Here is a 13564-nt window from a genome sequence, read left to right on the forward strand (position 1 = left end):
CATGACAACATTTCAAATTATTTTAGTTTTCTTGTGGTCATCTATTGTAGGCTGTGGAAGTGTCTTGGACGAATTTCAAACGCATCGTCCTTTAATTGCATGTTCCGTGATGGGCCTTATTTTAGGCGATCCTGTTAAAGGCATTATTTTAGGTGGGACATTGGAACTCATTGCTTTAGGTTGGATGAATGTCGGTGCAGCACAATCACCAGATTCCGCCTTGGCCAGCACTGTTTCCACCATTTTAGTAATTATTGGTCATCAAAGCATTACTAAAGGGATTGCTATAGCCCTTCCTGTAGCTGCTGCTGGACAAGTATTAACAGTTATCGTTCGTACGTGTACTGTCTTCTTTCAACATGCTTCGGATAGAGAAGTTGAAAAGGCCAACTTTAGAGCTATTGAATGGCTCCACTTTTCTGCTTTAATCTTCCAAGCATTGAGAGTGTCAATTCCGACTACTCTAGTTGCAGCCTTTGTAAATCCGACAATGGTTCAAAATGCTTTGAATTCTTTACCAGATGTCGTTACCGGTGGTTTGGCTGTCGCAGGCGGCTTTATCGTAACTGTTGGTTATGCGATGATTTTAAACATGATGTATGTGAAGTATTTAATGCCATTCTTTTACTTGGGCTTTGTTTTAAGCGGTTATTTAAAGCTTAGTTTACTTGCCTTTGGTGCAGTGGGTTTGATATTGGCATTAATCTACGTTCAATTAGACCCGCAATTTTCACAAAAGACAGTCCCAGCGAACTCTGCAGCCGCAGATCCTGATAGTGAATTAGCCGAAGATGAATTGGAAGACTAAATTTGGAGATTTATTATGGTAGAGAAGAAAATCAAAAATCAATTAACTAAAAAAGATATTTTTCAAACTTTTATCTTTGAAAATTTTCAACAGGCATCATATAACTACGAAAGAATTCATGCTTTAGCGTTTTGTGTTGACATGATTCCCACAATTAGAAGGGTATATAAGAAAAAAGAAGATCAAGTTGCCGCTTTGAAAAGGCACAACACATTCTTTAATGTTACACCCGCATTTTCTGGTCCTGTTATAGGCTTGACCAGTGCTTTGGAACAAGCTAAAGCCCAAGGAGAAGATATTGATGTTGGAACTATTAACAGTTTGAAAGTTGGTTTAATGGGTCCACTGTGTGGGGTCGGCGACCCGGTGATGTGGGGAACATTAAGACCTATATTAGCTGCTTTGGGTGCAACTCTGGCATTACAAGGCTCTTGGCTGGGACCTGTTCTATTTTTTGTTGTCTTTAACATCGTTCGTTTAGGAATTAAATGGTACGGCTTAAAACTTGGCTTGAATAAAGGTATGTCGTTAGTTCAAGAACTTTCGGGAAACTTTTTAAAGAAATTGACTGAAGGTGCCACCGTTCTGGGATTATTTATCATGGGAGTGCTGGTAAACAAATGGACGACAATTAATGTTCCACTCGTTGTTTCAAAAACTACCCTTAATGGCAAAACCACCATTACCACTGTGCAGAATATTCTCGATCAATTATGTCCGGGTTTACTTTCTTTAGGATTAACTCTGTTGATGATGTATTTACTGAAGAAGAGAGTAAGTCCAATTATACTAATCTTTATTCTGTTTGGAGTAGGAATACTTGGATACGGAATTGGTGTTTTAAAATAGAAAATGGTGACCAAAATGGGTATAGACAATTATATTACTCTTGCAGTCGGCTTTCTGCTTTTTATTACAGGTTTTATTACTAAAAAAAGAACGGGCGTTTATGATTGGCTGTACATAATTTTGGGCTTTGTTATCATTTGTATAGGCATTCTAAGAGCCTTTGGGTTGATAAACCTTAATTAGATTTTTAGTCATGTTTTTTACAAAGTTTAGATTGTTGATAATTGTCTTAATGTTCAGGAAATAAAATTCCTGGGCTTTTTTGTTGTCTGATTTTTGCTTTTAACTTTTTAATGGTCAAAAGGGTTCCTGAAAGTTAACTAAAGTCATATCTGAATAGCAAGATATTGGCAAAAATTTGAAATAACAAAAATATTTTTGGTAATTATTATTTGAATTAACGCTCTTAAAAAATTTTTTAAGTAATAAAAAATAATCTAAAATGTGGCCTTTGTGCCTAAATCCCTTGGTACTGTATAAAAAGCAAGAACAAGCGCTTACAATAAAAATGAAAATTATATAATTTTCACTCAAAAGCGGAAGGGATTAATGCTGATGAAAAAGTTGATTATTAAAAATGTTAAGACAATTATTACTGCACCGGAAGGTATCAATTTACTGGTTGTAAAGGTTGAAACAAATGATCCAAGTATTTACGGAGTAGGTTGTGCTACCTTTACTCAGAGGGTGAAAGTTGTCAAGGAGGTAATTGACCAATATTTAAAGCCTATTCTAATCGGTCAGAGTCCAAATAAAATTGAAGATATCTGGCAAGTTTGTACATCTAATGCCTATTGGCGCAATGGCCCTGTCTTAAATTGTGCTATTGGTGGTGTGGATATGGCACTATGGGATATCAAAGGTAAGTTAGCCGATATGCCGCTTTACGAATTACTTGGAGGAAAATGTCGAAATGCGGTTCCAGCATATGCGCACGTGGATGCTGGTTCTATCAAAGATGCTCTAAAGCAGGTAAAAGAGAGAACTGATAATGGCTGGACTAATCTTCGTGTTCAAATAAACGGCTATGGCGGTTCTGAAGTAGAAAAGCCAAAAGAAGAAAATGATGGCAATTATTATGATCCTTTGAGATATATGGAGACAACTGTCAAAGCCTTTAAAGAAATTAAATCTGTTTTTGGCAACAAAGTTAACCTTATTCACGATGTCCATGAAAAATTAACACCCAATCAGGTAATTACCTTGGCAGGGAAATTGGAAGAATATGATTTAATTTTCCTAGAAGACCCTGTTTCACCTGAACAACTCTCGTGGTTAAAACAGATAAGGAATCACACCAATATTCCCCTAGCGATGGGAGAGCTTTTTAATAACCCGCAAGAATGGCAGCAGGTAATTCAAAATCATTATGTTGATTACATAAGATGTCATATTAGTCAGATTGGTGGAATTACTCCAGCTAAAAAAATAATTGCATTCGCGGATATCTATGGTGTGCAAACTGCTTGGCATGGCCCAGGTGATCTTTCGGGAATTGGTCATGCAGTAAATGCCCAATTAAGCATAGTTTCACATAACTGTGGTTTACAAGAATGGAGCAACAGCATAAAGAAAAATACCTATGATGTATTCCCTGGGACACCAGTTGCTAAGTCAGGCTATATCTATTTAAATGAGGAACCCGGTCTTGGTGTTGATATTAATGAAGAAGCTGCTGCAGAATTTCCAGAAATTCCGTTTGCAAAAGATTGGACAAGTAAGTGGACAACAATGAGACTGCCAGATGGCACCTCAGTAAGACCTTGAAAAGAAAAGAGGAGTATGAATATGAAAAGAAATGATCAAAATATTGCTAAAGCTATTTTAGCCAGTATTGGCGGCGCCAAAAATATAGCTAACATTTCCCACTGTTCAACCAGATTGAGAATTACCCCTGTTGACAAGGATAAAGTAGATGAAGCTGGTATTGAACAAATTGACGGTGTTAAAGGTCAATTTTATTCGGGTAATCAGTTGCAAATAATTTTAGGAACTGGATTAGTGGGGAGGATCTATGACATCATTAATCCAGAAGAAAAAGAAGGCAGCACTGACCAATATGCTGGTATGTCGTTACCTAAAAAGCTTTCCCGAATTTTAGGTGATATTTTTATACCAGTCATTCCAGCGTTAGTTGCGACTGGATTATTTAGTGGGATTATCAATTGTTTAACTGCTTTTCATGTGCAAATGAGTCCAGCGGTTTTAACCATAGCTACTGTTTTAATGAAAACAGCATTTACATTTTTGCCGGTACTAATTGCATGGTCAGGAATGAAACAATTTGGCGGCTCTCCTGTTTTAGGTCTGATTTTGGGTTTAATGCTGGTCAACCCGCTTCTTCCTAATCCCAATGATGTGATTAAAGGGACTGTAAAGGCATTAACTGTTAACATTTTAGGTATTAATGTCAATATTGTCAGTTATGCGGGATCAGTTTTACCAGCTCTTGTGGTGGTATTAGTAGCTGCAATGATAGAAAAACGATTAAAAAAAGTTGTACCTGATAGTTTAGACTTAATTATCACTCCGTTTGTCACACTCTTGATATCCGGTTTATTAGGAATACTGATAATTGGACCAATTTGTCAACAAGTAGAACAGGGAATTTTGTTTGTAGCAAAAGCAGTGATTAATTTACCATTTGGTCTCGGTGGATTAATTATTGGAGGAACGCAACAAGCAATTGTTGTGACTGGGATGCACCATATCTTTTTGGCTTTGGAAAGCAGCCTGCTGGCGACAACTGGTTATAATCCCTTTAATGCAATGATTACTGGGGGAATTATTGCCCAGGCCACTGCCGCTTTTGTTACCGGCTTAAAAGTAAAAGACCCTAAAAAGCGCAGCTTATATACTTCTTCATCATTACCAGCATTTTTAGGTATCACAGAACCAGCAATTTTTGGTGTGAATTTACGTTTTGGTTTGCCATTTATATTTGCGTTATGTGGTGGAGCTGCATCAGGAATGCTAGCTGGTCTACTCCACGCTGCAAGTACAGGAATGGGTGTTGCTGCATTACCGGGTTTAGTAACATATTTATACAGCAAACAAGCTATTTTAAATTATGTGTTAATCCACGTAACAGCCATGTTGGTTTCAGGTGGACTAGTTTACTTCTTCTTTGACCCGAACAAAGAAATTAAAGACGAACCAGAGCAAAAAACAAATCAACCTCATAATTATGCTATCGTTTCACCCGTCAATGGCAGTTTTAAAAGTAATGATCAAATTAAAGACCAAACCTTTGCTAAAGAAATATTAGGACAGACAGTTGGAATTGAACCTAAAGATGGCAAAATTTATGCTCCTATTTCCGGCAAAGTAGTCATGCTGGCTCCTACAAAGCATGCAATTGGAATTAAAGATGATAAAACGGGTATAGAAGTTTTGTTGCACTTAGGTATTGATACTGTTGAAATGAAAGGCAAACCTTTTAAAGCAGCGGTTAATGTTGGAGATACTGTTTTTAAGGGACAGTTATTGCTAGAAATGAATATTGAAAGTATTAAACAAGCCAATTATGATCCTATAGTTTTGCTGGTGATTACCAAAAATACGGGTGAAAAGTTTGAAGTTAAAAAGCAAAGTTCAATAATTCATGCAAGACAAGATTTACTTTATTTAAATTAAAATTACAGATATAGCCTTCAAGAAATATCCTTAAAATGATATAGTTTTTGAAGGCTATTTTTGATAAATAAATAGAAAGGGGGCGGGAAAGTGATCGAAGACTTAGTAATCAAGAATTTTGAAATGTTAACTACAACTGATAAACATATTTGGCAGTACATTAAAGAAAATAAAAATAGAGTTTATAAGTTTAATTTAAAAAGCTTGGCTCAAAAATGTAATGTTTCAACTTCTGCAATAGTAAGATTTTCTAAGCGTATATCTTTACAAGGGTTTTCCGAATTAAAATATTTGTTAAGACAAGAAGATGAACCAGAAAAATTTAATGGCAATATTTTTGAGCAATACCAAATAAAAATGGATGAGTTTTTCGAAAATATTACTAAGAAAGACCTTAGACCTGTTTGTCGTTTGTTATGTAGCAGTAAAAAGATTTTTGTTTATGGTACTGGCACTTTGCAGAGAACCATAGCTCAAGAAATTAGGCGCTTATTTTTAACAATTAATATTCCCATCTTTTTTATTGAAGGCGTTGACGAGCTGTCGGCCTTGACTGCTTCTTTGACTCAAGATGATGTGGTCATTTTAATAACGTTAAAGGGTTCTTCCGATAACGCTATACTTTTTGCCAAGAATTTAAAAGCTAATGGTATACCGTTCATATCTATTGTGGAAAGAGTTGATAATGAAATATCCCGCTTGAGTGATCAAAATATTTTTATTGATCCGATTGAACTTAAACTAAATCCAAGTAGACAACTATCAATTAAAGATCCGTATTTCATAATGGTTAGTGTACTGTTTATAAGAATGAATCGTTATTTATGTGAAATTAAAGAAAATACGATAGACAGAAAGCAAAACAATTGAAGTTTAACTGCATCAAAAAAAGCTTTGCACCTTGAATACACCATTCAAAATACAGAGCTTTTTGTTAATTAAATTTAGTTTTTTTATGCCAACAATATCGCATCGTCTTCAAGACCTGCACCTACATGCTTTTGGAATAATTCCATTAACTTGGGTACAGTTAAGTTTTGCTTATCTTCCCCGGCTAAGTCAATGGCAATACGCCCTTGGTGCAACATAATCAAACGATTGCCATAGCGGATTGCATCTTCCATGTTATGGGTAACCATAAAAGCAGTTAGGTGTTGTTCTGATATTAATTTTTCGGTTAGCTGCATGACCGTTATTGAAGTTTGCGGATCAAGAGCAGCAGTATGTTCATCCAGTAAAATCAAATCTGGCCGTTGCAGCGTTGCCATTAAAAGGGTAATGGCTTGTCTTTGACCGCCAGAAAGAAGTCCGATTTCAGTTTCCAAACGGTTTTCCAAATTTAAGTTAAGTTGGGCAAGCTGTTTTTTGAAAAATTTTCTATCCTGTTTTTTAACTCCAGGACGAAAATCGCGTCGTTGACCTCTTTTCATTGCCAAAGCCAAGTTTTCTTCAACGGTCAGTCTTACTGCAGTCCCCATTTTTGGATCTTGAAAGACGCGACTGATATTTTGAGCACGTTTAGTTACAGGCAATTTGGTAATGTCGTTACCATTTAAAACTATTTGTCCTTCTTGAATTGGCAGCGTTCCGGCAATGCTGTTAAGCAGCGTAGATTTTCCAGCACCGTTACTACCAATAATAGTTACAAAATCGCCCGCTTCTAAATTAAGGTCAATTCCGCGCAAAACCCGATTTTCGTTTACAGTTCCGCGCTCGAATGTTTGATGTAAGTTTTTAATTTTTAGTACTTCCGGCATCTTTTTTTCCTCCTTTTAGATTGTGTGGTAAATGGAAATTAGGTAACGTTAAACAGACCACTAGAACTAAGGCTGAAGCTAATTTGGCATCGGACGGTTCAACGTTCATTTGGAATACCAGAGCTAAAATTAAGCGGTAAATGATCGCGCCTACAACTAATGTAAGTAAACGACCGCCAATTGGCAGATTCCTGATAAGTACTTCTGCAATAATAATTGAAGCCAGTCCAATAACCAGAGTACCTACACCAGAGTTTAAATCCGCAAAGCCGTTATTCTGTGATAAAAGTCCGCCGGATAGGGCAATGCAGCCGTTAGAAATCATGTAGCCTAAAATTTTCATTCCCTGAGTTTTGATGCCGTTGGCAGCACTCATTTGAGGGTTATCACCAGTGGCTCTCATAGCCAAGCCTATTTCTGTTTTGAAGAAAACGACTAATAAGAAGATCACTAAAAGTGCTATTATCAGTCCCATTGCAATCACAGCATTATTACGACTTAATCCCCAGCTTTGAGCTATGGTAAAAACCGTGTCTTTGCCAAGTAGCGAAACATTAGCAGCATTCTGCATTACTCTGGAAGTAATTGAATATAATCCAGTCATAGTGATAATTCCTGCTAACAAAGAAGGTATACGCAATTTTGTGTTCAAAATGCCCGTAACCAAACCAGCAATTAAGCCGCCAATAAATGCAGCGCCTGTTGCTAATATGGGATTAATTCCCTTAATTATGCACATGGTGGCAATGGCTCCTCCTAAGGGAAAACTGCCTTCTGCTGTCATATCGGCTAAGTCTAAAATACGAAAAGTTAGGTAGACCCCAATTGCCATCAACGACCAGAGTAGTCCCTGCGAAGTAGACGATAGTAATAACTCCCAAAATGTGTTCAACATATTCTTTATTCACGCTGCCTTTCCTAATTATTTAGGTGCTTTAATCGAATTAGGGTTAATGCCAAGGGCTTTAGCCATCTTTTTATTAACAACTAATTTTAGATCTGTAGCTTTTTCAACTGGCATATCTTTAGGTTTTGCCTTACCAGATAAAATTTTGGCAGCCATTTTGCCAGTTTGTTTACCCAGAGCTTCATAATCAATTCCGATAGAAGCCAGACCACCAGTTTTTACTTGATCAGTTGAACCGGCGACTAAAGGAATTTTCTTTTCTTTAACTACTTTACCAATAATTGAAGAAGCTGAGGCAAAGGTATTATCTGTAGGAACATAAATGCCTTGGACTTTACCAGCTAATGTTTCTGTTACTTGTTGAACATCGTTAGTGGTATTAGCAGTCTTAACTACCACTTTAACTCCAGCTTTTTTAAGTGACTTAATGGCTAAATCTGCTTGAATTTTTGAATTGGCTTCACCAGCATTGTACATAATCCCGATTGTTTTGGCTTTAGGCACAATTGATAAAAGCAGTCTGATTTGTTTATCAATTGAAACCATGTCGGTTGTACCCGTAACATTACGCCCCGGCTTAGCATCCGAATTAACCAGTTTAGCTGCCTTTAGGTCGGTTACAGCAGTAACCACGATGGGGATATCCTGCGTAGCGTTGGCCACACTTTGTGCTGCTGGTGTGGCAATACCCAATATTAAATCTGATTTTTCATTAACTAGTTTTTCACTCATACTCTTTAAATTGTCTTGACTGTTTTGGGCATTTTGGTAATCAATCTTGAGATTTTTACCTTCAACGTAACCTTCTTCTTTTAAGCCTTCCTTAAAACCTTTGTTGGCTTCATCTAAAGACGGGTGCTGCACCACTTGCAAAATTCCCACGTGTTTAACAGTGGAAGTGCTGCCGGTTTTTTTGCTGCTGCAACCTCCTAGCAGCAATAACCCGGCTAAAGTTATTCCCATGACTAATTTTTTGATCCGCATTTTCTTTTCCTCCATCTAACTATCAGTAACATAAAAACACCCACTTATTCCTAAGTGGGTGTACAAGTTATTATTTTGATTAATAATCAATTGTGATTAACCACTTAGAAAGCTATGTGGCTAACCGCAACTAAAGGACTCTAGCCATCATAGATAAATTCAAAACTTGAATCTGGTTTGAATTCATCTTGATGAACCCAAACCCTATCTAAAATAGCTAAAGTAATAACGATTATTCAGTTGTGAGACGTGTTTAATATAATATTTCATTAAGATCAACCTCCAACCTTAATGAGAAGATTATAAAAAATAAAGAAGAAAATGTCAAGAAATAATAAAGTATTATTTTAAAAATTGTGTTTAATTATATTTTTCTTTAAATTAAAAGACCGCTTCTGTGCGGTCTTTTAAACGTCTTACAAAAAATTATTTAGGAGCTTTAATTGACTTGGGATCAATTCCCAGTGCCTTGGCCATGCTCTTGTTTACCACTAATTTCATATCATGTGCTTTTTCGACCGGCATGTTCGCTGGTTTAGCCTTACCAGATAAAATTTTGGCAGCCATTTTGCCTGTTTGTTCACCTAATAATTCGTAATCAATTCCGATTGAGGCCAAGCCACCAGTTCTAACTTGGTCAACTGAACTTGCTACTAGGGGAACTTTCTTTTCTTTGACAACTTTACCAACTACTGAAGCGGCTGAATCAAAGGTATTATCAGTAGGAACGAAAATACCGTCAACTTTTGAAGCCAGAGTTTCTGTTACTTGCTGGACATCATTAGTCGTATTTGCTGTTTTAATTAAAACTTTCACTCCTGCCTTTTTAAGTGCAGCTGTTGCTAAGTCAGCCTGAATTTTGGAGTTTGATTCACCTGCGTTGTACATGATACCGATAGTTTTAGCTTTCGGCACAATTGACAGCAGCAACTTAATCTGGCGTTTAATTGAAACCATATCTGTTGTTCCCGTAATATTCCTGCCCGGTTTCTCATCTGAATTAACAAGTTTGGCTGCTTTTAAATCAGTAACTGCGGTGACAACAGTAGGAATTTTTTGCGTAGCATTGGCCACACTCTGAGCAGCTGGTGTCGCAATACCTAAAATTAAATCGGACTTTTCGTTGACTAGTTTTTCACTCATACTCTTTAAATTATCTTGATTATTTTGCGCATTCTGGTAATCAATCTTGAGATTTTTGCCTTCAACGAAGCCTTCTTCTTTTAGTCCTTTTTTGAAACCTTTGTATGCCTTGTCTAATGACGGGTGCTGCACTACTTGCAACACACCGACATGTTTAACTTTAGTGGCAGATTTGTCCGCTTTTTTACTGCTGCAACCGCCTAACGTCATCAATCCTACAATTGTAATTCCTGCAACTAATTTTCTCAAATGCATCTTGTGCCTCCATAAAAAAATACCCACTTACTTCTAAGCGGGTACACAGGAATTAAATTACCAAAATGATTGGATGTGGTTAGCCACTTAGAAAGCTATGTGGCTAACCATACTAAAAGAGCCTAGCCATCATAGATAAATTCAAACTTGAGTTTCGTTTGAATTCATCTAGATGAACCCAAACGCTTATCTATAGTAGCTAAGGTAATAACGATTATTTAGCTGTTTACTAAAAGTAATCATTAAAACTTACCTCCAACTTCGATAATCGCATTATAAAAAAATAAAAATTTAAAGTCAAGTATTAATTTTACTTTTATTTAGTTTAAAAATAAAATCTTGTTGGATATTGGGACAAAAACGCTCTATTGATATAAGTAGTAAAATTTTGCAGTTGGCTTTACAAAACCCGCTATAGAAGCATCTTTTAGCATTTCTCTGACAGTAGCTTCAGCTATGGTTAAAACAATTTTACTTTATGAACTTCTGCCAAAATTAATTAGTAAGCGCTCTTTTTAATCGTTATAATACAGATAATAAAAACATGGGGGAGATAAACATGCAGGCAGCTAAAGAAAGAGTGCTAAAGCAAATAGATGAATTACCGGATAACGTGACAATTGCGACCAGCGAACTAGCTGAGAAACTAAATTTATCCAGATCAGTAGTTAGTCACTATTTAAATCAATTGCTTAAAGACAAGAAAGTACAAAAAATTACTCAAAGACCAGTTAGGTGGGCTAAAATTTCTGCTGCCAATTTTTCTGATCAAGCAGCTTTTAAGAACGTGATTGGAAATAGTGGCTCGCTTAAAAAGGCAATCGCACAAATTAGTGCGGCGGCTGCTTATCCACCGGATGGGTTGAACGTCTTAATTACCGGTAAGTCAGGCGTAGGAAAAAGCTTTTTGGCCAGTAAATTATACACGTATTCTAAGGAAATAGGCGTGATTGGCAAAAAGGCTCCGTATATCGTTTTAAACTGTGCCAATTATGCCAATAATCCTGAACTTGTGTCCAGTATGCTCTTTGGCTATGTTCAAGGAGCTTTTACCGGGGCAGACACGGACAAAGAGGGATTATTAAAAGAGGCCGATGGCGGCTATTTGTTTTTAGATGAAGTACACAGGCTGAGTAGTGAAAATCAGGAAAAACTCTTTAGCTTTATTGATTCTGGCGAATTTTACAAAATGGGTGATAATGCTCACGCTTGTAAAGCAAATGTCAGGTTGATTATGGCAACAACCGAAAAGCCGGAAGCTGTTTTGTTGCCCACATTTTTGAGACGCATTCCTGTCCGCATAAAATTACCGGATTATATTGAGCGTCCAATTGATGAACGGCTGCAACTAATTAATTCGCTATTTTTGCATGAAGCTCATAAGATAAATAAAAAGATTGTAATTGATCAAAAGGTAGTTTCAGCACTTTTACAGCTAAAGCATACTGGTAATATCGGCTATTTGAAAAATATTGTGAAAGTTTCTTGTGCCACAGCCTATCATGACAGCAGTAGATCGGAAACAATCACCCTAAAACTAAAAGACTTGGATTTGGCTTCTTTGCCGCATTTTAAAGATTATGGTGTCTTGACAGTTGATCCCAATGAAAAAGCCCAGTATGCACCACGTATCAGTTTGACCGCAAAACTATTAGAAATAACTTCTGCTTTACAAAAACTCAGCATGGATTTTACCAACACCAATTTAAATGCCTGTCGTTTACAGATTCAGGCGCTTAATAAATTTATTACGCAAGGGATGCTGGCATCAGGATTGCATGTGCAACACAACTATCTTTTTAAAAAAATCATCACTAACCAGTACGGCTTGAATAAAACGGACTATTTGGAACCGGTCATGTATGTTCTGTACGAGCGCCATTTTAAACCTAACTGCGACAAAGAAAAACTTACAGAAGTCATAACTACTCATTTACCAAGATCGCTGCATGTTGCCAGTAAATTTTATGAAAAATTATCCGTTCTTGATGAGGAAAGTCAAACCAGTTTAGCGTTAATTTTAGCATTACTTTTAAGTGATCACGTGGATGAAAATATTCAGCTGCGCGGATTAATGGTGGCACATGGAGAAAGTACGGCAACCAGCATTCAGGCTGTGGTAAATTCTCTATGTGGCAATTATGTTTTTGATGCGATTGATATGCCTATTGATGCCGACATTGCGACAATTATTAATGAAGCTAATAAGTTGATCAGCAGTTTTAATACCACTAATGGTTTCATATTAATGGTTGATATGGGATCGCTGAGCCAACTCTATAGTCAAATCAGTGCACAATTAGATGGTGATTTATTAGTCGTCAATAATTTGACGACTTTAACTGCTTTAGATTTAGCACTCAAAATGAAGCAGAATTTACCTTTTAAACAAATTGCAGAAAAGGCTGATAAAGACTATGACATTGGAGTGAAATATTACGAAGGCTTTTCTCAGTCAATGAACATCCTAGTCTCGTGCATTTCGGGCTTGGGTATAGCTGAGAAAATTAGTGATATCATTAGGGACTATTTACCTGCCAGCATAAAGGTGATCCCCTTAGGCTATAATTCACTAAAAGAAAAAATTGCCGGCAAAAAATGGTCCTACTTTGACCGAACTTTATTTGTGTTGACTACTATTGATTTAACTGAAAAAGTTAAATTTAACCACATGAATCTGTATGACATACTAGATTCCAGTGGTGAAAACAAGTTGAAAAAATGGCTTTCTCCTTATCTGACTCCAAAGCAGATGGAAAACTTCAACAACCAATTACTGCGGTTCTTTTCTAAAGAGGGTATCTCTGAACGTTTAAGTTTTTTAAACCCCGATGTAGTTTTAAGTGAAGTGGAAACCATTAATAAAAAATACGAGGACTTTTATAATTTAAGGTTAGATGGCAAGGTTAAATTAAACTTATACATGCACGTTGCTCTGATGATTGAACGCTCAATGATGCACAACACGTCTGAAGTCGAAGTTGAACCTAAGTCAGACAAAGAAAAAGGCTTTTTCAAAATTACCAAGAGTATTTTTCAACCAATTGAAATCAAATACAACATTAAGGTTTCTAGTTATGAAATGTCATTGTTGTACGAGTTGTTTAAACAGTTTATTTAAAAGTGTTTAATAATGCAAAAAGAAGTATTTAGATTTTAAACACTTCTTTTTTTGTTGCCTTCATTTCGGGCTTCACTTTACTTGGCACGCCTTTTGCTAAAGAG

The 13564-nt window shown here is 36.5% G+C and carries 10 protein-coding genes; 6 read left to right on the forward strand and 4 right to left on the reverse strand.

Annotation, left to right across the window (positions count from 1 at the left end):
• The first annotated feature begins 1 nt into the window (after nt 1).
• From DLD54_RS01600 to DLD54_RS01620, 5 genes are all read left to right on the forward strand, one after another.
• Nucleotides 2–808, forward strand: a complete 807-nt coding sequence (locus DLD54_RS01600; protein ID WP_109918011.1) for a PTS mannose/fructose/sorbose transporter subunit IIC — start codon at nt 2–4, stop codon at nt 806–808.
• A 15-nt stretch (nt 809–823) separates the two neighbouring features.
• On the forward strand, nt 824–1657 hold the full coding sequence (locus DLD54_RS01605; protein WP_109918012.1) for a PTS system mannose/fructose/sorbose family transporter subunit IID: 834 nt from the start codon (nt 824–826) through the stop codon (nt 1655–1657).
• Nucleotides 1658–2212: 555 nt separating this feature from the next.
• Nucleotides 2213–3424 carry an enolase C-terminal domain-like protein gene (locus DLD54_RS01610; RefSeq protein ID WP_109918995.1) on the forward strand — a complete coding sequence of 404 codons (1212 nt, stop codon included), beginning with the start codon at nt 2213–2215 and terminating at the stop codon, nt 3422–3424.
• Nucleotides 3425–3445: 21 nt separating this feature from the next.
• Nucleotides 3446–5293, forward strand: coding sequence for a PTS sucrose transporter subunit IIABC (locus DLD54_RS01615; protein WP_233559187.1), 1848 nt, complete (start codon nt 3446–3448; stop codon nt 5291–5293).
• Nucleotides 5294–5383: 90 nt separating this feature from the next.
• Entirely contained in the window at nt 5384–6163 is a 780-nt protein-coding gene (locus tag DLD54_RS01620; protein ID WP_109918014.1) for a MurR/RpiR family transcriptional regulator, read from the forward strand.
• A gap of 83 nt (nt 6164–6246) precedes the next feature.
• On the opposite strand, the gene DLD54_RS01625 is transcribed toward DLD54_RS01620, so the two are convergent.
• From DLD54_RS01625 to DLD54_RS01640, 4 genes are all read right to left on the reverse strand, one after another.
• Nucleotides 6247–7050: an ABC transporter ATP-binding protein gene (locus DLD54_RS01625; RefSeq protein ID WP_109918015.1), complete on the reverse strand. Its 804-nt coding sequence runs from the start codon at nt 7048–7050 to the stop codon at nt 6247–6249.
• Nucleotides 7028–7945, reverse strand: a complete 918-nt coding sequence (locus DLD54_RS01630) for an ABC transporter permease (RefSeq protein WP_109918016.1) — start codon at nt 7943–7945, stop codon at nt 7028–7030. Before DLD54_RS01630 ends, DLD54_RS01625 begins: the two co-directional genes overlap by 23 nt.
• Nucleotides 7946–7972: 27 nt before the next feature.
• Complete coding sequence (locus DLD54_RS01635) at nt 7973–8941, reverse strand: ABC transporter substrate-binding protein (protein ID WP_370448306.1); 969 nt, start codon at nt 8939–8941, stop codon at nt 7973–7975.
• A 426-nt stretch (nt 8942–9367) separates the two neighbouring features.
• A complete protein-coding gene (locus DLD54_RS01640; protein ID WP_370448308.1) occupies nt 9368–10294 on the reverse strand; it encodes an ABC transporter substrate binding protein in 927 nt (308 codons plus the stop codon).
• A gap of 604 nt (nt 10295–10898) precedes the next feature.
• Here DLD54_RS01640 and DLD54_RS01645 point away from each other — a divergent pair.
• The gene (locus DLD54_RS01645) at nt 10899–13460 is read left to right on the forward strand and encodes a sigma 54-interacting transcriptional regulator (RefSeq protein WP_109918018.1); all 2562 of its coding nucleotides are present in this window, start codon (nt 10899–10901) and stop codon (nt 13458–13460) included.
• Nucleotides 13461–13564: the final 104 nt, after the last annotated feature.

It is taken from the genome of Lactobacillus helsingborgensis (assembly GCF_003173695.1).
GTDB classification, from domain to species: Bacteria; Bacillota; Bacilli; order Lactobacillales; family Lactobacillaceae; genus Lactobacillus; species Lactobacillus helsingborgensis.

What these genes read in the sequence shown, in the direction of transcription:
- DLD54_RS01600 (WP_109918011.1), top strand. Translation starts at nt 2, where the DNA reads ATGACAACATTTCAAATTATTTTAGTTTTCTTGTGGTCATCTATTGTA.
- DLD54_RS01605 (WP_109918012.1), top strand. Translation starts at nt 824, where the DNA reads ATGGTAGAGAAGAAAATCAAAAATCAATTAACTAAAAAAGATATTTTT.
- DLD54_RS01610 (WP_109918995.1), top strand. Translation starts at nt 2,213, where the DNA reads ATGAAAAAGTTGATTATTAAAAATGTTAAGACAATTATTACTGCACCG.
- DLD54_RS01615 (WP_233559187.1), top strand. Translation starts at nt 3,446, where the DNA reads ATGAAAAGAAATGATCAAAATATTGCTAAAGCTATTTTAGCCAGTATT.
- DLD54_RS01625 (WP_109918015.1), bottom strand. Translation starts at nt 7,050, where the DNA reads ATGCCGGAAGTACTAAAAATTAAAAACTTACATCAAACATTCGAGCGC.
- DLD54_RS01630 (WP_109918016.1), bottom strand. Translation starts at nt 7,945, where the DNA reads ATGTTGAACACATTTTGGGAGTTATTACTATCGTCTACTTCGCAGGGA.
- DLD54_RS01635 (WP_370448306.1), bottom strand. Translation starts at nt 8,941, where the DNA reads ATGCGGATCAAAAAATTAGTCATGGGAATAACTTTAGCCGGGTTATTG.
- DLD54_RS01640 (WP_370448308.1), bottom strand. Translation starts at nt 10,294, where the DNA reads ATGACGTTAGGCGGTTGCAGCAGTAAAAAAGCGGACAAATCTGCCACT.
- DLD54_RS01645 (WP_109918018.1), top strand. Translation starts at nt 10,899, where the DNA reads ATGCAGGCAGCTAAAGAAAGAGTGCTAAAGCAAATAGATGAATTACCG.